The sequence below is a fragment of the Kitasatospora sp. NPDC059462 genome (assembly GCF_042749955.1).
In the GTDB taxonomy this organism is placed as follows: domain Bacteria; phylum Actinomycetota; class Actinomycetes; order Streptomycetales; family Streptomycetaceae; genus Kitasatospora.
In genome coordinates this window covers 1-19,886 of record NZ_JBHYUU010000058.1, presented here as the reverse complement: position 1 = coordinate 19,886, position 19,886 = coordinate 1, and the positions used below count along the sequence as shown (strand labels likewise).

At 75.9% G+C, this 19,886-nt stretch carries 21 protein-coding genes and 1 pseudogene; 11 read left to right on the top strand and 11 right to left on the bottom strand.

What is annotated here, in order from left to right; translation table 11 throughout:
* Positions 1-78: 78 nt before the first annotated feature.
* The gene (locus tag ACFXAM_RS17240) at positions 79-441 is read right to left on the bottom strand and encodes a hypothetical protein (protein WP_380292001.1); all 363 of its coding nucleotides are present in this window, start codon (positions 439-441) and stop codon (positions 79-81) included.
* Positions 442-944: 503 nt separating this feature from the next.
* Between ACFXAM_RS17240 and ACFXAM_RS17235 the strand changes: the two genes are divergently transcribed.
* From ACFXAM_RS17235 to ACFXAM_RS17225, 3 genes are all read left to right on the top strand, one after another.
* On the top strand, positions 945-1,700 hold the full coding sequence (locus ACFXAM_RS17235; RefSeq protein WP_380291999.1) for a DedA family protein: 756 nt from the start codon (positions 945-947) through the stop codon (positions 1,698-1,700).
* Positions 1,701-1,826: 126 nt separating this feature from the next.
* Positions 1,827-2,726 carry a Gfo/Idh/MocA family protein gene (locus ACFXAM_RS17230; RefSeq protein WP_380291997.1) on the top strand — a complete coding sequence of 300 codons (900 nt, stop codon included), beginning with the start codon at positions 1,827-1,829 and terminating at the stop codon, positions 2,724-2,726.
* A 173-nt stretch (positions 2,727-2,899) separates the two neighbouring features.
* Positions 2,900-3,316, top strand: coding sequence for a VOC family protein (locus ACFXAM_RS17225; RefSeq protein ID WP_380291995.1), 417 nt, complete (start codon positions 2,900-2,902; stop codon positions 3,314-3,316).
* 43 nt (positions 3,317-3,359) lie between these two features.
* Here ACFXAM_RS17225 and ACFXAM_RS17220 read toward each other — a convergent pair whose 3' ends face one another.
* Positions 3,360-4,457, bottom strand: a complete 1,098-nt coding sequence (locus tag ACFXAM_RS17220) for a hypothetical protein (RefSeq protein WP_380291992.1) — start codon at positions 4,455-4,457, stop codon at positions 3,360-3,362.
* Positions 4,458-4,623: 166 nt separating this feature from the next.
* Here ACFXAM_RS17220 and ACFXAM_RS17215 point away from each other — a divergent pair, with 166 nt between their 5' ends.
* From ACFXAM_RS17215 to ACFXAM_RS17205, 3 genes are all read left to right on the top strand, one after another.
* A complete protein-coding gene (locus tag ACFXAM_RS17215; protein WP_380291990.1) occupies positions 4,624-5,673 on the top strand; it encodes a phosphotransferase family protein in 1,050 nt (349 codons plus the stop codon).
* A 3-nt stretch (positions 5,674-5,676) separates the two neighbouring features.
* The gene (locus ACFXAM_RS17210; protein ID WP_380291988.1) at positions 5,677-6,888 is read left to right on the top strand and encodes an acyl-CoA dehydrogenase family protein; all 1,212 of its coding nucleotides are present in this window, start codon (positions 5,677-5,679) and stop codon (positions 6,886-6,888) included.
* A 179-nt stretch (positions 6,889-7,067) separates the two neighbouring features.
* The gene (locus ACFXAM_RS17205) at positions 7,068-8,387 is read left to right on the top strand and encodes an alpha/beta hydrolase family protein (protein ID WP_380291986.1); all 1,320 of its coding nucleotides are present in this window, start codon (positions 7,068-7,070) and stop codon (positions 8,385-8,387) included.
* Positions 8,388-8,394: 7 nt separating this feature from the next.
* Here the strand turns inward: ACFXAM_RS17205 and ACFXAM_RS17200 are convergent, their stop codons facing one another.
* Positions 8,395-8,823 carry a winged helix-turn-helix transcriptional regulator gene (locus ACFXAM_RS17200; protein ID WP_380291984.1) on the bottom strand — a complete coding sequence of 143 codons (429 nt, stop codon included), beginning with the start codon at positions 8,821-8,823 and terminating at the stop codon, positions 8,395-8,397.
* A 99-nt stretch (positions 8,824-8,922) separates the two neighbouring features.
* On the opposite strand from ACFXAM_RS17200, the gene ACFXAM_RS17195 reads away from it, so the two are divergent.
* Positions 8,923-9,789 (top strand): NAD(P)H-binding protein, encoded by an 867-nt coding sequence (locus tag ACFXAM_RS17195; protein WP_380291982.1) that lies wholly within the window; start codon positions 8,923-8,925, stop codon positions 9,787-9,789.
* Between the two features lie 113 nt (positions 9,790-9,902).
* Here ACFXAM_RS17195 and ACFXAM_RS17190 read toward each other — a convergent pair whose 3' ends face one another.
* Entirely contained in the window at positions 9,903-10,661 is a 759-nt protein-coding gene (locus ACFXAM_RS17190; protein WP_380291980.1) for an SDR family oxidoreductase, read from the bottom strand.
* A 176-nt stretch (positions 10,662-10,837) separates the two neighbouring features.
* Between ACFXAM_RS17190 and ACFXAM_RS17185 the strand changes: the two genes are divergently transcribed.
* Positions 10,838-11,467 (top strand): TetR/AcrR family transcriptional regulator, encoded by a 630-nt coding sequence (locus ACFXAM_RS17185; protein ID WP_380291978.1) that lies wholly within the window; start codon positions 10,838-10,840, stop codon positions 11,465-11,467.
* Between the two features lie 254 nt (positions 11,468-11,721).
* Here the strand turns inward: ACFXAM_RS17185 and ACFXAM_RS17180 are convergent, their stop codons facing one another.
* The gene (locus ACFXAM_RS17180; protein ID WP_380291976.1) at positions 11,722-12,060 is read right to left on the bottom strand and encodes an ArsR/SmtB family transcription factor; all 339 of its coding nucleotides are present in this window, start codon (positions 12,058-12,060) and stop codon (positions 11,722-11,724) included.
* A 140-nt stretch (positions 12,061-12,200) separates the two neighbouring features.
* On the opposite strand from ACFXAM_RS17180, the gene ACFXAM_RS17175 reads away from it, so the two are divergent.
* On the top strand, positions 12,201-13,400 hold the full coding sequence (locus ACFXAM_RS17175) for an MFS transporter (protein WP_380291974.1): 1,200 nt from the start codon (positions 12,201-12,203) through the stop codon (positions 13,398-13,400).
* Positions 13,401-13,439: 39 nt separating this feature from the next.
* Here the strand turns inward: ACFXAM_RS17175 and ACFXAM_RS17170 are convergent, their stop codons facing one another.
* Complete coding sequence (locus ACFXAM_RS17170; protein ID WP_380291971.1) at positions 13,440-14,087, bottom strand: ScbR family autoregulator-binding transcription factor; 648 nt, start codon at positions 14,085-14,087, stop codon at positions 13,440-13,442.
* A gap of 182 nt (positions 14,088-14,269) precedes the next feature.
* On the opposite strand from ACFXAM_RS17170, the gene ACFXAM_RS17165 reads away from it, so the two are divergent.
* Positions 14,270-14,917, top strand: coding sequence for a TetR family transcriptional regulator (locus ACFXAM_RS17165; protein ID WP_380291969.1), 648 nt, complete (start codon positions 14,270-14,272; stop codon positions 14,915-14,917).
* A 136-nt stretch (positions 14,918-15,053) separates the two neighbouring features.
* Here the strand turns inward: ACFXAM_RS17165 and ACFXAM_RS17160 are convergent, their stop codons facing one another.
* The 3 genes from ACFXAM_RS17160 to aroA all read right to left on the bottom strand — a co-directional run bounded on the left by ACFXAM_RS17160 (position 15,054) and on the right by aroA (position 18,066).
* Positions 15,054-15,335 (bottom strand): hypothetical protein, encoded by a 282-nt coding sequence (locus ACFXAM_RS17160; RefSeq protein ID WP_380291967.1) that lies wholly within the window; start codon positions 15,333-15,335, stop codon positions 15,054-15,056.
* A gap of 229 nt (positions 15,336-15,564) precedes the next feature.
* A complete protein-coding gene (locus tag ACFXAM_RS17155) occupies positions 15,565-16,500 on the bottom strand; it encodes a lysozyme (protein ID WP_380291965.1) in 936 nt (311 codons plus the stop codon).
* 321 nt (positions 16,501-16,821) lie between these two features.
* The gene (gene aroA / locus ACFXAM_RS17150) at positions 16,822-18,066 is read right to left on the bottom strand and encodes a 3-phosphoshikimate 1-carboxyvinyltransferase (protein WP_380291963.1); all 1,245 of its coding nucleotides are present in this window, start codon (positions 18,064-18,066) and stop codon (positions 16,822-16,824) included.
* A 263-nt stretch (positions 18,067-18,329) separates the two neighbouring features.
* Between aroA and ACFXAM_RS17145 the strand changes: the two genes are divergently transcribed.
* Entirely contained in the window at positions 18,330-18,905 is a 576-nt protein-coding gene (locus ACFXAM_RS17145) for a GNAT family N-acetyltransferase (RefSeq protein WP_380291961.1), read from the top strand.
* Between the two features lie 65 nt (positions 18,906-18,970).
* Here ACFXAM_RS17145 and ACFXAM_RS17140 read toward each other — a convergent pair whose 3' ends face one another.
* Together ACFXAM_RS17140 and ACFXAM_RS17135 are read right to left on the bottom strand one after the other, a co-directional pair.
* The gene (locus ACFXAM_RS17140; protein WP_380291959.1) at positions 18,971-19,411 is read right to left on the bottom strand and encodes an NUDIX domain-containing protein; all 441 of its coding nucleotides are present in this window, start codon (positions 19,409-19,411) and stop codon (positions 18,971-18,973) included.
* Positions 19,412-19,706: 295 nt separating this feature from the next.
* A pseudogene (locus tag ACFXAM_RS17135) lies at positions 19,707-19,886 on the bottom strand (hypothetical protein); the annotation flags it as partial.

Sequence of the window (19,886 nt, the reverse complement as noted above, 5' to 3'; positions counted from 1 at the left end):
TGTGAGCTGGTGCTTTATTTGTTTTAGATCCTGCTGGGGGGCCGTGGGCCGGACGCGCCCCCCCGCCCCGGCAGGGTGTCACTGGTCCGTGTAGCTGAGGTCGCCCACCGTCCAGCTGCTGATGTCCGCGATGGCGATGCGGTACATGCCTCCGCTGTGGGGCAGCCCGTAGCTGCCCTGAAGGATGCGGGCGACGTGCAGGTGCAGGTGGGTCGGCCGGGCGGGGGACGAGGTGGCGGGATCGGAGAACAGTGCGGCGAAGGGCTTCAGGTGGTCGGAGGCCGAGAGGACCTCGCCGACCCGCTCGTGCCACAGCCGCTGCGGTGCCAGGCGTCCGGTGATGACCGCGCCCGGAACGACCACGGTCAGGGGCATCTGGTTGCTGTGCTCGGACTCCACCATCGCGGCGATGTCGACGAGCAGTGCATCAGGGTTCGACATGCTCCCGAAGGATAGTTCCGGCCGTGGCCCGAGCGCACGGCCGCCGCAAGGATCGACCGGAGGATCCGTCCGGAGGGACCTCCGCGACCGGGCGACGGCGCACCCCGTGGGCCACGGCCGGTGGGCCGCAGCGGCCGGGCACCCGGCGGGGGCGGCGGCGGGCCCGGACGGCGGAGGGGGGTGGCCGCCGTCCGGACCCGCGCTCTCGCCCACCCGGCTTCCTTCTCACCCCGATCCTTCCCCGCAAACATCCAGGTCCCCGCCCTGCGGCGGAGTGGCGTCGAAAGCGGCCGGTCCCGGAACCGGGACGCGGTGGCGGACGTCGTAACCAGCGGTGATCGGCGCCAGGGGGACGGGCCGCCCGGCACGTTAGGCTGCATCCTCGGGGAGCGGCCTGGTGCCGCCATTCGGACGACGTCGGGACCGGCGTGCGGGCCGCGGGGACCGGATCGGGCCCCGTCCGGGGCCGCCGTGGGCCCCGTCCTGCCACGGAGGTACTGGCCTTGCTGCACATCGACGCCTGGATCGAAGGCGTACCACCGGGCGCGGTGTACGCCCTGGTGGCTCTGATCATCGGACTGGAGTCGCTGGGGATCCCGCTTCCCGGCGAGATCGCCCTGGTCTCCGCCGCCCTGCTGTCCGCCCGCGGCGTGGTCAGCCCGGTCTGGGTGGCGGTCTGCGCGATCCTCGGCGCGATCATCGGTGACTCGGTCGGCTACTCGATCGGCCGCAAGGGCGGCAAGCCGCTGTTCGAGAAGCTCGGGCGGAAGTTCCCCAAGCACTTCGGCCCGAACCACCTGGCCACCGCCGAGCGCTCCTTCCAGAAGTGGGGCATGTGGGCGGTCTTCTTCGGCCGCTTCATCGCTCTGCTGCGCATCTTCGCCGGGCCGCTCGCCGGCGCGCTGCGGATGCCGTACTGGAAGTTCCTGATCGCCAACGTCCTCGGCGGCATCGTCTGGGCCGGCGGCACCACCCTGCTGGTCTACCAGGTCGGCAAGGTCGCCGAGCAGTGGCTGTCCAAGTTCTCCTGGATCGGCCTGCTGGTCGCCGCGGCCGGCGGTGCCCTCTCGGCCTGGCTGATGAAGCGCCGGGCGGCGAAGACGGCCGAGGCCCACGAGGCCGAGGACGCGGCGGCGCAGGCGACCGCGGCGCAGGAGACCGTGGCGCAGACGACCGTGGCGCAGGGCACCGCGGCGAAGGACACGGCGGCCCAGGACGGGCCCGCCACCCCGACGGTCACCGCGCCCGCCGCGGACTGACCGGCCAGGACCCTCCCGGGTCCGCCCCGGCCCACCCGGACCGGGACGCGCGCCACTGCCCGGACACCCTCCCGGCAGTGGCGTTCGCGTGAACAGCACCGAACACGACGGAGAAGTGGGAACAGCATGCGGATCGGACTCCTGGGCACCGGACCCTGGGCGGAGCGGGTGCACGCGCCCGTCCTGGCGGAACACCCCGGCGTCGAGTTCGCGGGCGTCTGGGGCCGCCGCCCCGAGGCGGCCGCCGCGCTCGGCGCGACGTACGGCGTGCCCGGCCACGCCGACCTCGACGGGCTGCTCGCCGAGGTCGACGCCGTCGCCATCGCGCTGCCCCCGACCGTGCAGGCGGGCCTCGCGGTGCGCGCCGCCGAGGCCGGCTGCCACCTGCTGCTCGACAAGCCGGTGGCGCTCACCGTCGCCGACGCCCGCCGGGTGGTCGAGGCCGCCGAGGCGCACCGGGTCGCCTCGGTGGTGTTCTTCACCGTCCGCTTCGGCGGCGAACAGCTGCCGTGGATCGAGGAGCAGGCGGCCGTCGGCGGCTGGTTCACCGGCCGCTCGGACTGGCTCGGCTCGGTGTTCGCCCCCGACTCCACCAGCCCGTACGCGGCCTCGCCCTGGCGCAAGGAGAAGGGCGCGCTCTGGGACGTCGGCCCGCACGCGCTCTCCGTGCTGCTGCCGGTCCTCGGCGACGCCACCTCCGTCACCGCCGTGGCCGGCCCGCTGGACACCGTCCACCTGGTGCTGCGCCACGTCGGCGGCGCCTCCAGCACCCTCGCGCTGAGCCTGACCGCACCGGTGGCCGGCGGCGGCACCGGGATGGAACTGCGCGGCGAGTCCGGCACCGTCCACCTGCCGGAGCGCGGGGAGGGACCGCTCGCGGCCTACCACCGCGCCCTGGACGCCCTCACGACCGCCGCCCGCACCGGCGAGCCGCACCCCTGCTCGGCCGCCTTCGGCCTGCGCACCGTCGAGATCCTGGCCGCCGCCGAACGCTCGCTGGCCACCGGCGCCACCGTCGAGCTCTGACCCGCCCCGGCACGGCCCGCCGGTCGCGGCGGGCCGTGCGAGGACGGCGGGGCGGCCCCGGCGGAGCTCGTCCGGCCGTGCCCGGGCCCGTGACGCGACGCGACGGACCGCGGCCACGCGCCACCGCCGGACGTGAGGAGCGGAACTCCCGCCCCGCCCGTAGCGTGAATCCCATGGACATCAAGCTCTCGCAGTGCTTCATCGCCGTCGACGACCACGACAAGGCGCTCGCGTTCTACCGCGACGTCCTCGGCCTGGAGGTCCGCAACGACGTCGGCTTCGAGAACATGCGCTGGGTGACGGTCGGCGCGCCGTCGCAGCCGGACGTCGACATCGTGCTGGAGCCGCCGCTGGCGGACCCGAACGCCTCGCCGGCCGACCGGAAGGCGATGGCCGAGCTGCTGGCGAAGGGTCTGCTGCGGGCGGTCATCTTCGCCACCGAGGACTGCGACGCGACCTTCGAACGGATCCGCGCCGCCGGCGGCCAGGTGCTCCAGGAGCCGATCGACCAGCCCTACGGCGTGCGTGACTGCGCCTTCCGCGACCCGGCGGGCAACATGCTGCGCTTCACCCAGCGCCGGGCCGGGTAGCCCCCCGCCCGGCGCTCAGCGCCCCGCCCCCACCGCCCCGGGCTCAGTCCCCCCGCCCGGCCGCGGGCCGCCGGTCGGCGGGGCGGGCCGGCGCGATGACCGGGGCCCGGAAGTCGCGCGGGCCGGTCCACAGCGCGGGGACGGCGTCGCTGCGGCGGGCCAGTTCGTAGGCCAGGTGCTCGTAGTTGACCCGCCACCCGTGGAAGTGCGGCCAGGCCTCGGCGGCGGGCCGCTCGTGCGGGAAGCCGGCGGCGGCGAGCATGGCCACGGCGGCGTCGAACTCGGTGTAGCCCAGTCGGATCGGCGTGTCCGGGGCCGGGTCGGGGTCGTAGCCGACGCGCAGCGCGCGGGCGATGTCGCGCAGCGCGGTGAACCCGGCGCGCAGCACCAGCCGTGCCTCGGGCGGGGCGCTGCGGGGGCAGACGGCCAGGTGGACGGCGGCGGCGTCCATGACGGCGATCAGCCCGACCACCCAGCTGCGGTGCGGCTGCGGGGAGCGGAAGGCGATCAGCACGGGGTAGTTGGAGTGGCTCTCGCCGAGGTCGGCGGCGAGCCGCTCCCAGTCCCGGTAGAGCTGGGGGAGGGCGGTCTCGGTGTCCACCAGGGACTGCCGGGCGAGGAGCTCGGGGCCCCAGGCGGGTTCCCCGGCCCGGGACTGCAGCAGGGTCACCTCCAGTTCGCGCCGGCCGTAGGCGGCGTAGAGGGTCGGCAGGTAGGCGATCTGCAGGGCGATCACCAGGGGTCCGCTGGCGGCGGCCAGGAAGTCGATCAGGGAGAGGTGCAGCCGCTCGCCGCTGGCGAAGCCGAGGGTGAAGAGGCTGGAGCCCGCCTCGCGCACGGAGACCGCCCAGTCCAGCTCCGAGGTGCCGTGCAGTATCAGGGTGTAGGCGACGAGCATGCCGCCGAGCCAGACCGCCAGCATGCCGGTCAGCATCAGCGGCGCCAGCCAGGTCTGCGCCCGGTCCTGCGCGCGGTAGGTGCCGAACGGCGCGGCGGAGAGCCGCAGCAGCGTCCGCAGGGCCCGCCACAGGCCGTGCACCAGGGAGGAGTACAGGCCGCGCGGGACGACGAGCGTGCGCAGGATGCTGGCGACGGTGAACAGCAGGAGCAGCACGCCGGCGACGGTGTGGATCAACCTCATGGCGCTCATTGTGACGGTCCGCCGGGGTCCGTCGTGCCGGGTCGGCGGGTGTCCGCGGGCCGGGGCGGGCGACGGCGGGGATTGACAGGGCGCCGCCGTCGACCGAATGCTGAGCAAGCGCTTAGTCACCCGCCCGGCGCCGCCGGTCGACGAATGGAGAGTGCCCGTGCCCGAGACCCCGCCGGAGCCCGCCGCCGCCCCGCCCGGGCCGGACCTGGAGCGGCTGCGCGCCCACCTCGACCGCGCCCTGCCCGGCACGGTCGCCGGCCCGCTGCGCGCCGAGCTGATCGAGGGCGGCCGCTCCAACCTCAGCTACCGGCTGACCGACGGCACCACCCACTGGGTGCTGCGCCGGCCCCCGCTCGGGCACGTGCTCGCCACCGCGCACGACATGGCCCGCGAGTACCGGGTGATGACCGCCCTGCGCGACACCGACGTGCCGGTGCCCGCCACCGTCCACCTCGACCCGGGCGCGGAGGTGCTCGGCGCGCCCTGGTACCTGATGGCCCACGTGCCCGGCACCGTGCACCGGGACGCCGCCGCGCTCGCCGCCCTCGGCGAGCGGCGGGTGCGCGGCATCGGCGAGGCCCTGGTGGACACCCTCGCCGCCCTGCACCGGATCGATCCGGAGGCCGTCGGACTGGCCGGCTTCGGCCGCCCGGAAGGCTATCTGGAGCGGCAACTGCGCCGCTGGTCCACCCAGTTGGACGCCTCGCGCAGCCGCGAGCTGCCCGGTGCCGACCGGTTGCACGACCTGCTCACCGCCACCCGCCCCGACTCCCCGGCGCCCGCCCTGGTGCACGGCGACTACCGGCTCGACAACGTCCTCGTCGCCGAGCGCGACGGGCGGGACGCCGTCGCCGCCGTCCTGGACTGGGAGATGTCCACCCTCGGCGACCCGCTCACCGACGTCGGGCTGCTGGTGATGTACACCGAACTGGCCGGCGTCGGCGGCGGCCTCATCCCCTCCGCCGCGACCGCCCCCGGCTTCCCGCGCAGCGCCGAACTCGTTGCCCGCTACGCCGGGTCGACCGGCCGGGACGCCGCCGCCCTCGACTGGTACGTCGCCTTCGCCTGCTACAAGCTCGCCGTCGTCGCCGAGGGCATCCACTACCGCTACCGGCAGGGACGCACCCTCGGGTCCGGCTTCGAGCGCGCCGGCACCATGGCGCCCCTGCTCGTCGAGCACGGCCTCACCACGCTGAAGGGACACTGACCGATGGACTTCGCCTACGACCGGCGCACCCTCGAACTGAGCGAGCGGCTCACCGTGTTCATGGAGCGGCACGTCCACCCCGCCGAACCGGTGCTGGCCGCCCAGCTCGCCGACCCGCGGCGGCCCGCCTGGGAGGTGCCGGCGGTGGTCGCCGACCTGCGGGCGGAGGCGCGCGCCCAGGGACTGTGGAACCTCTTCCTGCCCGGGAAGCACGGCGCCGGGCTGACCAACCTCCAGTACGCCCCGCTCGCCGAGATCACCGGCCGCAGCCCGCACCTCGCCCCGCCCGCCCTCAACTGCGCCGCCCCCGACACCGGGAACATGGAACTGCTCGCCGAGTTCGGCAGCGACGAGCAGCGCGAACGCTGGCTGGAGCCGCTGCTCGACGCCCGCATCCGCTCCGCCTTCGCGATGACCGAGCCCGAGGTCGCCTCCTCCGACGCCGCCAACATCGCCACCCGGATCGAACGCGACGGCGACGCGTACGTCGTCAACGGCCGCAAGTGGTACATCAGCGGCGCGATGAACCCGGACTGCCGCATCCTCATCGTGATGGGCAAGACCGACCCGCGGGCGGACGAGCACCGTCAGCAGAGCATGATCCTGGTGCCGCGCGACACCCCCGGCGTGACCGTGCGGCGCGGCATGACCGTCTTCGGCTACGACGACGCCGACCACGGCGGCCACGCCGAGATCACCTTCGAGGACGTCCGCGTCCCGGCCGGGAACCTGATCGGCGAGGAGGGCTCCGGCTTCGCGATCGCCCAGGCCCGGCTCGGCCCCGGCCGGATCCACCACTGCATGCGGCTGATCGGCACCGCCGAACGCGCGCTGGAGCTGACCTGCCGGCGCGTCCTGGAGCGCACCGCCTTCGGCGCGCCGCTCGCCGACCAGGGCGTGGTGCAGGACTGGATCGCCGAATCCCGGGTCCGCATCGAGCAGTTGCGGCTGCTGGTGCTGAAGACGGCCTGGCTGATGGACACCGTCGGCAACCGCGGCGCGCACACCGGGATTCAGGCCATCAAGATCGCCACCCCGCGCACCGTCGAGTGGATCCTCGACAAGGCCGTCCAGGCGCACGGCGCGGCCGGCGTCAGCCAGGACACCCCGCTCGCCGCGCTCTGGGCCTTCGCCCGGACGCTCCGGCTGGCGGACGGCCCGGACGAGGTGCACAAGCGCTCCCTGGCCCGGCGGGAGCTGCGCCGGTACCGCTGAGCCCGCGCCCCCGGTGTAGCGCCGTGGTGCGATGCCCCCGGCCGGGTCATACCGGGGTAGCACCCGGCGGGTTGGCACCGCGGTATGACGTCCGCGCACCGGTCCGGCCCGTACCGTCGCCGTACGGGCCGGCCGCGAAGGGCGGCGGGCCGCCGCAGGTCGGACGGGAGTTGGGGACCATGCGCGAGTGGGGCCGGGGACAGGACGCGCGGGGCCCGCGGGGCCTGCACCGGGGCGTGGCCGTCGCCCTGGCGGCCACCACGGTCCTGGGCGGGGGCGGCGGGGCGGCGGCCGTGCCCGCCTCCGCCTCCGCCGCCCCGGCCGTCGCCGAGCGGCTCGCCCGGGCCGCGCTGCCGCGGCCCACCGGCCCCTACCCCGTCGGCACCACCGCGCTGCGCCTGGTGGACTCCGGCCGCACCGACCCCTGGCAGCCGGGGCGCGACCGCGAACTGATGATCAGCCTCTGGTACCCGGCCACCCGCCCGGTGTACGGCAGGGAACGCGCGCCCTACATGGCCTCACGCGCCGGTCGGCACTTCGGCGGCCCGGACGGCGCCGCCGTCCTCAACTACGGCGCGCTGCCCGACCGCACCGACTGGACCTGGGTCCGCACCCACGCCCGCCCGGACGCCCCGCCGCTGCTCGGCGCCGGGCCGCGCCCCGTGGTGCTCTGGTCGGCCGGGCTCGGCGACCCCCGCACCTGGGGGACCGCCCTGGTCGAGGACCTCGCCTCGCGCGGCTACGTGGTGGTCACCGTCGACCACCCCTACGACGCCTCCGAGGTCGCCTTCCCGGACGGCCGGCTCGTCACCTCCGTCCTCCCCACGCTGGCCGGCCGGCCCGGCCTCGACATCGGCGCGATGCTCCGCAAGGCGATGGACACCCGGGTCGCCGACATCCGCTTCGTGCTGGACGAACTGGCCGCGCTGCGCAGCGACGGCCGGCTCCCGGCGGCCCTGGCCGGTTCACTGGACCTCGACCGGATCGGCATGGCCGGCCACTCCGCCGGCGGGTTCACCGCCGCCCAGGCCATGCACGACGACCCCCGGATCAAGGCCGGCGTCAACCTGGACGGCCAGCTGCACTTCCCCGGCCCCGACGGCACCGGCGTGCACCTGGGCGGCGTCGCCGAGGACGGCCTGGACCGCCCGTTCCTGCTGATGGGAACCGAGAGCGAGGACTCCGGCCCCTACACCGCGCAGCCCGGCTGGGCGGCCTTCTGGCAGCACACCCGGGGCTGGAAGGCGGACGTCACCCTGCTGGGATCGCGGCACGGCTCGTACACCGACGCGCAGGCGCTGCTGCCCCAGCTGGCCCACCAGGGCGCGGTGCCGCAGGAGGCCGTGCGCGGCGACATCGGCGACGTCCGGCCGGAGCGGGCGGTGGCCGCCACCCGCGCGTACGTCGGCTCCTTCTTCGACCGCTGGCTGCGCGGCCACGACGACCACCTGCTGGACGGGCCCTCGCCGCGCTTCCCGGAGGTCCGCTTCGAGCGGTGACGGTCCGTCAGTGTGCCAACTCGGAACCGGGGTTGGCGGCGTCCCAGGACTGCCGGGAGGCGGCGATGGCGTCGTGGTGGTCGTAGGACCAGTCGGCCATCGCCCGCACCAGGTGGGTCAGACTGTGCCCGAGCGGCGTCAGCGCGTACTCCACCTGCGGCGGGATCGTGGGGTGGACGGTGCGGGAGACCAGGCCGTCGCGCTCCAGACGGCGCACCGTCAGGGTGAGCATCCGCTGCGAGATCCCCGGCACGGCGCGCTGCAGCTCGCGGAACCGCCGCACCCCCTGGGCGAGTTCGACCACCACCAGGACGGTCCACCGGTCACCGAGGCGGTTCAGCAGGTCACGGATCCCGCAGTCCACGCCGTCCTCGCACCAGACCACCGGACGGTCGGTGCCGTCCGGCGTGGTTACCGCGGTGTGCCCCACTGACATCGAAGTGCCTCCTTACGCCGGACCTCCAGGCTACCGAGGATGGTCACCGGGCCGCCGCGCGGGGACGCGGGCCCGGTCCCCGACTTCCTGGAGGAAACGATGCTTCTCGTCACGGGTGTGAACGGCGGTCTCGGATCGCTGGTGCTGGAGCGGCTGGCCGCACGGCCCGGCGGCCCGGGGGACGTGCTGGCGGGCAGCCGCACCCCGCAGCGGGCACCGGAGGCCGGCATCCCGGTGCGGACGGTGGACTTCGACCGGCCGCAGACCCTGGACGCCGCCTTCACCGGGGTGCGCACCCTGCTGCTGATCTCGGCCGGCTACGGCGAGGACGACGTGGTGATCGCCCGGCACCGGGCGGCGATCGAGGCGGCCGAACGCGCCGGTGTCGAGCACGTCGTCTACACCAGCCTCTCCGGCGACGGCGACCACCTCGCCTACGCCCTGGCCCACCGCTGGACCGAGCGGCGGCTGCGCACGTCGGCCACCCTGCGCTGGACGATCCTGCGCAACGGCCTCTACGCCGAGCTGCTGGGCCTCCTCGCCCGCCCGGACGCCGAGGGCGTGATCACCGCCCCGCTGGGCGACGGCCGGCTGGCGGCGGTCGCCCGGGCCGACCTCGCCGAGGTCGCGGCGACGGTGGCCCTGGCACCGGCCGGGCACGCGGGCCGGGTCTACGAGCTGGTCGGCGAGGAGGCGGTCGGCGGCGCCGACGTCGCCGCCGCGCTCACCCGCGCCACCGGCCGCCCGGTCGAGTACCGCCCCGCCACCCTGGCGCAGGCCCGGGCGGCGGTCGCGGCCTCGGGCGCCGAGGCCTTCCAGGTCCCGATGCTGACGGGCACGTGCTCGGCCGTCGCGCACGGCTTCCTGGCCGGGCCCGGCAGGCCCGGCGACCTCGCGGCCCTGCTCGGCCGCGCCCCGCGCCCGGCCCTGGACGTCATCGCGGCGGGCACCGACGCGGCCTGGTGATCCGCGGGCGGGTGCGGGTGGCCGCCACGCCCTGCCCGGCGGGCGGCGCGGCCGCCGGGACGCCGCCCGCCGTGCCGCCCGCCGCGCCGTCGGTCACAGGCCGCCGCCGAGGCTCACAGGCCGCCGCCGAGGGTCACGCCGCCGTCCACCACCACGGTCTGCCCGGTGATCCACGCCGCTTCGGGGGAGAGCAGGAAGGCGACGGCGCCCGCGACGTCCTCGGGCACGCCGAGCCAGCCGAGCGGGTAGGCGGCGGCGACCTGCTCCTCGCGGCCCTCGTACAGGGCCTCGGCGAACCTCGTCTTCACCACGGCGGGGGCGACGGCGTTGACCCGGATGCCCTGCGGGCCCAGCTCGGCGGCGAGTTCGGCGGTGAGCCGGATCAACGCGGCCTTGGAGACCCCGTACATGCCGATCCCGGGGGAGGCGCGGATCCCGGCCACCGAGGCGACGTTGACCACCGAGCCGCCGTGCTCGCCCATCCAGGCGGCGTGCGCGCGGCGGGTCCAGGCCAGCGGGGCGAGCACGTTGACGGCGAGGATCTTGGCGGCGGCGGCCTCGTCGACGGTCAGCACCGGGCCGTGGACGGGGTTGATGCCGGTGTTGTTGACCAGGTGGTCGAGGCGGCCGAAGGCCTCCAGGGTGCGGGTGACCGCCTCCTCCTGGTGGGCCGGGTCGTCGGCGCGGCCGGCGACACCGATGGCGACCTCCGGGCCGCCGAGGTCGTGGACCGCCTCGGCGAGCGGTTCCGGGGTCCGGGCGGTGAGGCAGACCCTGGCCCCCCGGGCGATCAGCTCGCGTGCGATGCCGAGGCCGATGCCCCGGCTCGACCCGGTGACGACGGCCACCCGGCCCTTGAAGGAGTTCACCACGGGGGTCCTTTCGGCCTGGAGTGCGGCCGACCGGGCCGCCGACCAGACGAACGAGGCTCTGACCAAGCGCTTGCTCAGCATGGTGCCGGTGCGGGACCCTGTCAACAGTCCGCGGCGGCCCCGCGGGCCGAACGCCCGTGCGGCTGCCCGGCCGACCGATCTGCGAGGATGGCGCCATGACCAGCACGCCCATCGCCGACCTCTGGCCCGCCCTGCCCGGCGGCGCCGACTCCCGCCCGGAGGCGGCGTACCGGTTGCTCCAGGCCGCCGTGGAGTCCTTCGCCGAGCGCGGCTTCCACGCCACCACCACCCGGGACATCGCCACCGGCGCCGGGATGAGCCCGGCCGCGCTGTACATCCACTACCCCTCCAAGGCGGCCCTGCTGGCGGAGATCAGCCGGGCCGGGCACGCCGCGACGCTCGAACTGGTCCGCGCGGCGGTGGCCGGCGAGGGCGGTCCGGTGGCGCGGATGCGGCACCTGGTCGAGGAGTTCACCGCCTGGCACGCCCGGGCCCGGACGGTCGGCCGGGTGGTCAACTACGAGCTGCACGCGCTTCCGCAGGACGCCTACACGGTGGTCGCGGCGCTGCGGCTGGACATCGAGCGCGAGGTCGCCGAACTCATCGAGGCGGGCCGGGCGGCCGGGGACTTCGAGGTCGCCGAGGTGCGCACGGCCGCCCGCGCGGTCACCTCGCTGGGGATCGACGTGTCCCGCTGGTACACCGACCGCAGCAGCGAGACGCCGGAGGAACTCGGCCGCCGCTACGGGGAGCTGGTGCTCAGGATGCTGGGCGCCGCGCTCTGAGCGCGGCTCCCCTCGGCCGTCCTTGACGGCGGTGCGGTGGCGCGGTTCGTGCGTCTCCGCCGTGGAGCACGGCCCGGGGCGGCGCCCGGCCGACCCGAACCGCCGCGGCACCGGGTGCGGCGCGCCGGGACCGCCGGCGTCCTGGGCCGTCACGGCCGCCCGCCGCCGTGCCGATCCGCGCCGCCGTCGTGCCGATCCGCGCCGCCGCCGTCCCGGCCGCGGCGTCCGGCCCGCCGGTGCGGGCTCCGGTGCGCTCAGTCCGCCGGCGCGGGTGCCGGGGCGGCGGCGAGCAGGGCGTCCAGCAGGCCGGGGAAGCGGGCGTCGAGGTCGGTCCGGCGCAGCGAGACGTACCGGTGGCGCCCGGCGACCCGGGTGCTGGTGACGCCGGCCTCGCGCAGCACCCGCATGTGGTGCGAGACGGTCGACTTGTGGAGGTGTTCGAGGCCGAGGTGGCGGGGGTCGCAGGAGTGCTCGGCGCCGTCCGCGTAGCTGGTCAGCAGGCGCAGCCGGACCGGGTCGCCGAGGGCGTGCAGCACGGTGACCAGATCGATCTCGGCGGGGGCGGGCTGGGGCAGCCGCTCGTCGTCGGACATGGCCGGCGGCCTCCTCGGGGTGGGGCGCGGGGTGGGCGCCGGAACAGGACGGTTTGACAATCATCCACCAATCCGTACTGTTTGGCGAGCATCAAACTGTTGCCCACACGTCCAACAATGTCCGTCCTGGGGGGATCGACGTGCCCGTCCGCCTGCTCCTGCTCGCCCTCGGCACCTTCGCCGTCGGCACCGACGCCATGGTCGTCGCCGGCATCCTCGGCCCGGTCTCCGACGACCTCGGGGTCTCGGTCACCGCCGCCGGCCAGCTGGTGACCGTCTTTGCCCTCGGCTACGCGCTGCTCGCCCCGCCGCTCGCCGCCCTCACCGCCCGCTGGCCGCGCCGCCGCCTGCTGCTCACCGCACTGACCGTGTTCGGCGCCGCCAACGCGCTCAGCGCGCTCGCCCCCTCGTTCGGCACGCTGCTGGCGACCCGGGTGCTGGCCGCCGCCGGAGCCGCGCTCTACACCCCGACCGCCAACGCGGTCGCCACCACCCTGGTCGCCCCCGAGCGGCGCGGCCGGGCGCTGGCCACGGTGCTCGGCGGCATGACCGTCGCCACCGCGCTCGGCGTGCCGCTCGGCACCTGGGTCGGGCGCACCGACTGGCGGCTGACGATGTGGCTGGTGACGGCGCTGAGCGCGGTCGCGCTGGCCGGGCTGGCGCTGTTGCTGCGCGAACTGCCGGTGCCGGCCGCCGCCCCCGGTCTGCGCGACCGGCTGGCGCCGCTGCGCGACCGCCGGGTGCTCGGCGCCGCCTCGACCACCCTGGTGTTCTTCCTCGCCTTCCAGTCGGTCTACATCTACCTGGCCACCGCCGTCGCCCCGGCCACCGGCGGCCGGGCGGAGCGGCTGAGCCTGGTGCTGCTGGTCGCGGGCGTCGCCTCGGTGGCGGGCAGCTGGCTGGGCGGGCGGCTGGTGGACCGGGTCGGCGTCCGGCGGGTGCTGCTGGTCGGCAGCACGGTGGCGGCGGCCGCGTTCACCGCGCTGCCCTGGGCCGGGCGCTCGATGCCCGGCGCGCTCGCCTACGCCGTGGTCACCCCGCTGGCCGGGTGGGCGATCTCGGTCGCGCTGCCGCACCGGCTCGCCTCGCTGGACCCGGCCAACGCCCAGCTGCTGATCTCGCTCAACAGCAGCGCCCTCTACCTGGGGACGGCGGCGGGCGGCGCGGCCGGCAGCGCGGCGATCGCCCTGCTCGGCGAGCGCTGGTTCCCGCTCGCGGCGACCGTGCTGGCCCTGGTGGCCGCGGCCACCGCCCGGGCGACCACCCGGGGCGCGGCGCCCGCGCCGGCCGGTACGGGCGCGGAGCGCGTCCCGGCGGCGGGCCGGCCGCCGGCGCGGTGACCGGCGCGGCGGGCGGCCGGAGGCGCCCTCGGCCGCCCGCTACGCCCGGATCGCCCGGAACAGCAACTCGGAGGTCTCCGCCCAGCGTTCGGCGATCTGCGAGCGCTCGTGCAGGACGTCGGAGATCTGCTGGGTGCCGAAGAGCGCGGCCACCAGTGACCGGGCCGCCGCCTGCGGGCAGACCCCGGCGCGCAGCTCGCCGGCCGCCTCGGCGCGTCTCAGCAGGGCGGCCAGCAACCGGGTCCAGTCCACGTACGGCGTCGGCAACTCGGCGTCGATCTCCGGCCGTTCGATCTGCAGCCGGGCCCCGGCCCGGACGACGATGTCGTCCCGGAAGGCGGCCGCCGCCCCCGCCAGCAGACGCGCCGAGGTCTCCAGCGGTCCGTGCCCCGCGGCGGTGACCTCCGCGAGCAGGGCGGGCCAGCGCGCGTAGTGCTGTTCGACCACGGCCACCGCGAGGGCCTCCTTGGTCGGGTAGTGGAAGTAGACGGCGCCCTTGGTCATCGCCACCCGGTCGGCCACGTCCTTCACCGAGGTCTGGCGGAAGCCCCGGGCCGCGAACAGTTCGGCGGCCGCGGTGAGCACCAGCGTCCTGGTGCGTGCCGCCCGGTCCTGCTTGGGGTCGGGGCCCCGCCGGGTGACGATGGGCCGCACCAGGAACGGGGTGGCCTGGTCGGACTCGGGCATGGTCGGCTCCTGGGGGGCGGGGTGGCGGGGGCGTCGCAATGTAGCGGTCCGGCCGCGGCCCGCGCGAGCGTGCGGAAGGAAGAATTCATGAATGTTCTGTCATCAGTTGTGTCCGCTGCGCACATCGGGTACCGCTGAGAACATTCGTTCAGAAAGGTATGTTCTTCCTTCAGGGAGGGCACATGATGAAGCAGGAGCGGGCGCGGCGCACCAGGGAGAAGGTGCTGGACGCCGCGGCCGAGGAGTTTTCCGCCCAGGGGTACAGCCGGGCCACCCTCAATGCGGTGGCGCAGCGGACCGGGATGACCAAGGGGGCGTTGTACGGGCACTTCGCGTCCAAACGCGCGCTCGCCGGTGCGCTGATGTCGCATTCGCGCAAGGTCTGGGACGAGATGCGGCTGACCCGCGACGTCCCGGGCGTCGAGGCCGCCGCCGTGCTGGAGGGGCTGGTGCTGGACCTCGCGCACCGGCTGAAGGAGGACGTCCGGCTGCGGGCGGCGCTCCGGCTGGCCACCGACATCCCGGACCCGGCGCAGCCGCACCCCGTCCGGCCGTCCCCGGCCGAGGCGCCGGACATCTTCGAGGACGTCCAGCGCGGTCTGGTCGTGCTGATCCGCCGGGCCCAGGGCGAGGGCGGCATGGCGCCCCGCCCGCCGGAGCTGGTCGCCCAGCTGCTGCTGGCCGTGCTGCACGGCGCCCCGCACGTCTCCTTCGGCCCGCCGGAGGCGGCCGGTCCGGCCGGCTACGACGCGGCCTGGCGGCTGCTGCTGGAGGCCCTGACCGGCGCCGGCCGCGGTCCGGCACCGGCCGGTGCCGCGCCCCGGGTCTGACGGCGCCGCCGGCCTGACCGATCCTCAGGTCCGACCGCGCCTCGGACTTGATGGTGCCTCGGGCCCGACGGGGCCCGGGCGGGCGCGGAGACGGTTCCGTGCCCGCCCGGGCCGCCGGACGCGCGCCGGGCCGGCGTCAGTGGACGAAGTAGCTGAACCCGAGCGTCGCCGCGGACATCCCGGCGGCCACCGACCGCGTCACCACCCCACCGCAGTTCGGCGCGGAGTAGACGTCGACCGTCGCGTCCGTGAGGTTCTCGACGATCACGGGTGAGATGGTCGGGTAACACCCCGATGCCGGGTCCTTCTGCGGCAGGCCGTTCACCACCAGCACCCCCGTGGCCGCCTGCGCGGGCACGGCGAGCGCGAGCGCTCCGGCGGCGGCCAGCATCCCGGCCACGGCGATCCGATGACGCATGACTGTTCTCCCTTCCGAGGGCGCACAACCGGTAGGCGCCCTTCCGGGCCATGGATTCCCCGGCCGCCCGGTTCGTCCCGCCACCCCGGTCGCAATCGCCCGAACCGAGGACGGCGCACGGGTGCGGACCGCCGCCGGGCGCAGCCGTCCGGGGCGGCCGGGGCACGCGGAGGCCCGGGTGGCTGCGGAAACGATTCCGCAGCCACCCGGGCCGGTGGCCGGGCCGGGATCAGCCGTTGGCGAGGGCCTGGACGCGGTCGAAGGCGCCGTTGAAGAGGTTCTGGTCGCCCGGGAAGGTGCCGGAGTCGGCGTACTGCCAGATCGTCTGGAAGCTCCAGCCGGCCGGGAGGGTGCCGACGGTGGAGGCGTACCGGGCGATCCACAGCGGGTTGGTGGCGCCGAAGGAGGCGTTGTTGCCCGTGCAGGTGGTCCACCAGTTGGTGGTGGTGTAGATGGTGGGGTAGCGGCCGGTGCGGGTGTGCACGGTGGTGCTGAAGGCGCGGATCCAGCTCACCATGGCGCTCTGGCCGAGGCCGTAGCAGGTGGCGCCGTAGGGGTTGTACTCGATGTCGAGCGCGGGCGGGAGGGTCTTGCCGTCCTTCGACCAGCCGCCGCCGTGGTCCACGAACCAGTTGGCCTGGGCGGTGCCGGAGGAGCGGTCCGGGAGGGCGAAGTGGTACGCGCCGCGGATCAGGCCGGCGTTGTAGGAGCCGTTGTACTGCTGGGTGAAGTACGGGTTGGTGTACGTGGTGCCCTCGGTGGCCTTGACGTAGGCGAACCGGGCGCCGTTGGCGCGCACGGTGGACCAGGCGACGTTGCCCTGGTAGCTGGAGACGTCCAGGCCGGGCGTCTGGGTGACGGCGAGGGCGGCGGCGGGGGCGGCGCCGGGACCCCGGCCCTCGTGGGCGGCGACGGTGGAGCCGGCGAAGTCGAGCTCGGGGTGGATCGGCGGCAGCTCACCGCCGTGCCGGGCGGCGGAGTTGTCGGCGGGGACCGCGCCGGAGGGGGACGCGGTGCCGGGCGCGGGCTCGGCCGCGTACGCCGGGGCGGCCACGCCGACGGCCAGGGCGACCGCGGTGGCGAGGGCGGCGAACGCGGGGAGCCGGCGGTTCCCCGGTCTTCCGGTGCTGCGGGTGGGGCTGGCGGAGCGGGAAGTGCTGGGCATGACACTCCTCTGGTCCGTGATGACGACCCGTGGGACTTGCGGACAGCCGGTGCGCCGGGGACGGCGACCGGCTGGAGCAGGGTAGCCATGGACGTGCCAGCCCGCCAGGTACCCGTGGCCCCATCCTGAACGGGGGTCACAGGGCGGTGGCCCCCGTCGTTCCGCCCCCCGTTCGCACGCTGCGCACCGCCGGCCCGTCCCGCCCCGGGCGTCGCCCACCTGGGCGGACGCGGGTGCGGCGGGCGGGGGACCCGGGGGTGGTGCGGCGGTCCGGGGGCGGTGCGGCCGGCGCCCCCGGACCGCCGGGTCTTTCCGCCCCGGTCAGCCGGCCGTCGCCCACTCTTCGCGCAGCTGTCCGAACACCTCGTGGAAGGCGGGGAAGGTCTTGCGGACGCAGCCGGGGTCGTCGAAGGTGATGCCGGGCGTGCGCAGCGCGGTGACGGAGAACGACATCACCATCCGGTGGTCGCCGTACGAGGCGAGTTCGGTGCCGCGCGGAGTGCCCGGCCGGATCTCGATCCAGTCGTGGCCGGTGGCGACGCCGATCCCCAGCCGGCGCAGGTTCTCCGCGCAGGCGTCCAGCCGGTCGCATTCCTTGATCCGGGTGTTGGCGACGTTCTCGATCCGCACCGGCCCGTCGGCGAACGGCGCGAGGGCGGCGAGCGTCGGCATGGTGTCGGAGATGTCGCGCATGTCGACGGTCAGGCCCGACAGTCGGCCGTCCCGGGGACCCCGGACGGTGACCCGGTCCGCGCCGGTCTCCACCCGCGCGCCCATCCGGGCCAGCACCTCGGTGAACCGCAGGTCCCCCTGGAGGGCGCCGCGGCCCAGCCCCGGGACGGTCAGCTCCCGCCCGGTGAGCGCGGCGGCCGCGAAGAAGTAGCTCGCCGTCGAGGCGTCCGGCTCGACGGCGTAGCGGGTGGCGCGGTAGCCGCCGGGCGCCACCTCGAAGACGCTGCCGGTGCGGGTCACGGTGGCGCCGAAGGCCCGCATCATGGCGACGGTGATCTCCACGTACGGCGCGGAGACCAGATCGGTCACCGTGATCCGCAGGCCCTGCTCGGTGAGCGGGCCGAGCAGCAGCAGCGCGGTGAGGTACTGCGAGGACAGGCTCGCGTCCAGGCTGAGTTCCCCGCCGCAGACGCCGTCGGCGGTGATCCGCAGCGGGTGGTGGCCCTCGGCCTCCTCGTGCCGCAGGTCGACGCCCAGGGTGCGCAGCGCCGTGGTGAGCGGGCCGAGCGGACGCCGGCGCAGCTGGGCGGAGGCGTCGAAGCGGAAGGAGCCGCGGCCGGCCGCGGCGAGCACGGGCAGGAAGCGGCCGGTGGTCGCGCCGTCGCGGCAGTACACCTCGGCGTCGTGGGCCGGGCCCTGCGGGCGTCCCCCGATCGTCCAGCCGTCCTCCTCCCGGGTGAGCGCGTAGCCGAGCGTGCGCAGGCCCTCGGCGAAGCCCTCGGTGTCGTCCGAGCTCAGCGGCCGGAGCAGGGTGGTGGTGCCGTCGGCGGCGGCGGCGAGGAACAGCGCCCGCGCGGTGACCGACTTGGAGCCGGGGATCTCGACGGTCGTCATGGGGTCTCCGGGGTGAGTGGGTCTGGTGGGAGGGGTGGGGCGGTCGTCCCGGCCATCCTGCCGGAGGGGGTGCGGGGCCCGGGGAGGCGTCCGGCTGCTGGACGCCCCGCCCGGCGGCGCGTCCGGGGCGGGGCCGGCCGCGCCCGGAGGGGGCGTCGGGGCAGGTCGGGGGCCCGGCCGGCTGTGGCACCATGCCAGGGATCGGCCGAACGGCCGCCGCCCGCCCGGGCCGTTCGTCCGGGACCGCCCGAGAAGAGGCCCCCGTGCCCGAGAGCAGCACCCGAGCGGCCGCCGAGGCCGTCGCCGCCGACCGGCTCGGCTTCCGCACCGCGACCACCGCCGACGTCCCCGCCCTGCTCGCCCTGGTCGAGTCCGCCTACCGGGGCGACGCCAGCCGGGCCGGCTGGACCACCGAGGCCGATCTGCTGGAGGGTCAGCGCACCGACACCGAGGGCGTCACCGCGGCCGTCACCCACCCCGACGGGGTGGTGCTGCTCGCCGAGCTGGACGGCGAACTGCTCGCCTGCTGCCAGCTGGAACGCCGGGGCGAGCACGCCTACTTCGGGATGTTCTCGGTGCGCCCCGGCCGGCAGGGCGGCGGCCTCGGGCGGGCCGTGCTCGCGCGGGCCGAGCGGTACGCGGCCGAGGAGTGGGGCGCGGTGGAGATGGAGATGACGGTGATCGAGCAGCGTGCCGAGCTGATTGCCTGGTACGAGCGCCGCGGCTTCCACCGCACCGGCGTCCACGCGCCCTTCCCGTACGGGGACGAGCGCTTCGGCATCCCGCTCCGCGCGGATCTGCGGTTCGAGAAGCTGACCAAGGCGCTCACCGCCCGGTAGCGGCGGTGACGGGCCGGGACCGGGCCGGGGGTGCCCCCGGCCCGGTCCGGGCGGGGCCCCGTGGATCAGGCCCGGGCCGGCCCCGGCAGCAGACCGCGCTCGCGCAGCAGCGGGAGCAGCTGGTCGCGGACGGCGGGAGCCAGCCGCAGGTCGGGGTCGAGTCCGTCCGTCCAGCGCAGCGCGGCGAGTTCGGCCGCGGGGGCGGGCGCGCGGTCGAGCCCGGCCTGGAACACGGTCATCCGCATCGGCACTCCCTCCAGTGCCGCGACCGCATTGATCTCGGCGAGGTGGCGCGGTCCGACCGGGGCCGCGCCCAGCTCCTCCGCCAGCTCGCGGGTCAGCGCCGAGAGCGGCCCCTCCCCGGCGTCCGGCTTGCCGCCGGGGAGGTAGTAGACGTCCGGTGCCGCCTTCTTGCTGACGACCAGGAGCCGGCCGTCCTCGACCACGGCGGCGGCCACGACGGTGAGCGGTGCGGGATCGGTCTCCGGTGTTTCGTGTTCGAACATGATCATGATTGTCCCGGTCGCCGCTCATCCGGCTCCACCCGGGGCCCGGGCGGCCGGTCCCGTGCGGCGACCGGATGCCCCGCGGCGGCGGCGTTTCCGTGCGGCGGGCCGGGCCGCGTACGCCCGGCGGCACGGCCGGCGCCCGGACGAGCCCCGCGGCCCGCCGGCCGTTCCGGCGGACCGCTGCGCGCCGTCCTCGCCGACCCACCCCGCACCGCGAAGGGACCGTGCAGGCACCGTACGGGACGCGTCTGCGGGCGCCGCTCGACGCGGACCCGGCGGACCCGCCGCCCGCTCAGCCGTAGATGCTGCGGCACAGCCGGGCCTGCTCGGAACCGGCCGCCCACCGGCCGAACCGCTCGGCCTGGTCGCAGATCGTGTCCGCCGCCGCGCCCGCCGCCGCACCGGCCGGCGGAGCGCTCGCGGCGGCGGAGGGCGCGTGCGCGGCGCCGGACGCCGGCGCGGGAACCGGGGC

Excerpts from the sequence above, each read along its gene's own strand:
- ACFXAM_RS17240 (WP_380292001.1), bottom strand. The coding sequence starts at position 441 with ATGTCGAACCCTGATGCACTGCTCGTCGACATCGCCGCGATGGTGGAG.
- ACFXAM_RS17230 (WP_380291997.1), top strand. The coding sequence starts at position 1,827 with ATGCGGATCGGACTCCTGGGCACCGGACCCTGGGCGGAGCGGGTGCAC.
- ACFXAM_RS17225 (WP_380291995.1), top strand. The coding sequence starts at position 2,900 with ATGGACATCAAGCTCTCGCAGTGCTTCATCGCCGTCGACGACCACGAC.
- ACFXAM_RS17220 (WP_380291992.1), bottom strand. The coding sequence starts at position 4,457 with ATGAGGTTGATCCACACCGTCGCCGGCGTGCTGCTCCTGCTGTTCACC.
- ACFXAM_RS17210 (WP_380291988.1), top strand. The coding sequence starts at position 5,677 with ATGGACTTCGCCTACGACCGGCGCACCCTCGAACTGAGCGAGCGGCTC.
- ACFXAM_RS17205 (WP_380291986.1), top strand. The coding sequence starts at position 7,068 with ATGCGCGAGTGGGGCCGGGGACAGGACGCGCGGGGCCCGCGGGGCCTG.
- ACFXAM_RS17200 (WP_380291984.1), bottom strand. The coding sequence starts at position 8,823 with ATGTCAGTGGGGCACACCGCGGTAACCACGCCGGACGGCACCGACCGT.
- ACFXAM_RS17195 (WP_380291982.1), top strand. The coding sequence starts at position 8,923 with ATGCTTCTCGTCACGGGTGTGAACGGCGGTCTCGGATCGCTGGTGCTG.
- ACFXAM_RS17185 (WP_380291978.1), top strand. The coding sequence starts at position 10,838 with ATGACCAGCACGCCCATCGCCGACCTCTGGCCCGCCCTGCCCGGCGGC.
- ACFXAM_RS17180 (WP_380291976.1), bottom strand. The coding sequence starts at position 12,060 with ATGTCCGACGACGAGCGGCTGCCCCAGCCCGCCCCCGCCGAGATCGAT.
- ACFXAM_RS17170 (WP_380291971.1), bottom strand. The coding sequence starts at position 14,087 with ATGCCCGAGTCCGACCAGGCCACCCCGTTCCTGGTGCGGCCCATCGTC.
- ACFXAM_RS17165 (WP_380291969.1), top strand. The coding sequence starts at position 14,270 with ATGATGAAGCAGGAGCGGGCGCGGCGCACCAGGGAGAAGGTGCTGGAC.
- ACFXAM_RS17160 (WP_380291967.1), bottom strand. The coding sequence starts at position 15,335 with ATGCGTCATCGGATCGCCGTGGCCGGGATGCTGGCCGCCGCCGGAGCG.
- ACFXAM_RS17155 (WP_380291965.1), bottom strand. The coding sequence starts at position 16,500 with ATGCCCAGCACTTCCCGCTCCGCCAGCCCCACCCGCAGCACCGGAAGA.
- aroA (WP_380291963.1), bottom strand. The coding sequence starts at position 18,066 with ATGACGACCGTCGAGATCCCCGGCTCCAAGTCGGTCACCGCGCGGGCG.
- ACFXAM_RS17140 (WP_380291959.1), bottom strand. The coding sequence starts at position 19,411 with ATGTTCGAACACGAAACACCGGAGACCGATCCCGCACCGCTCACCGTC.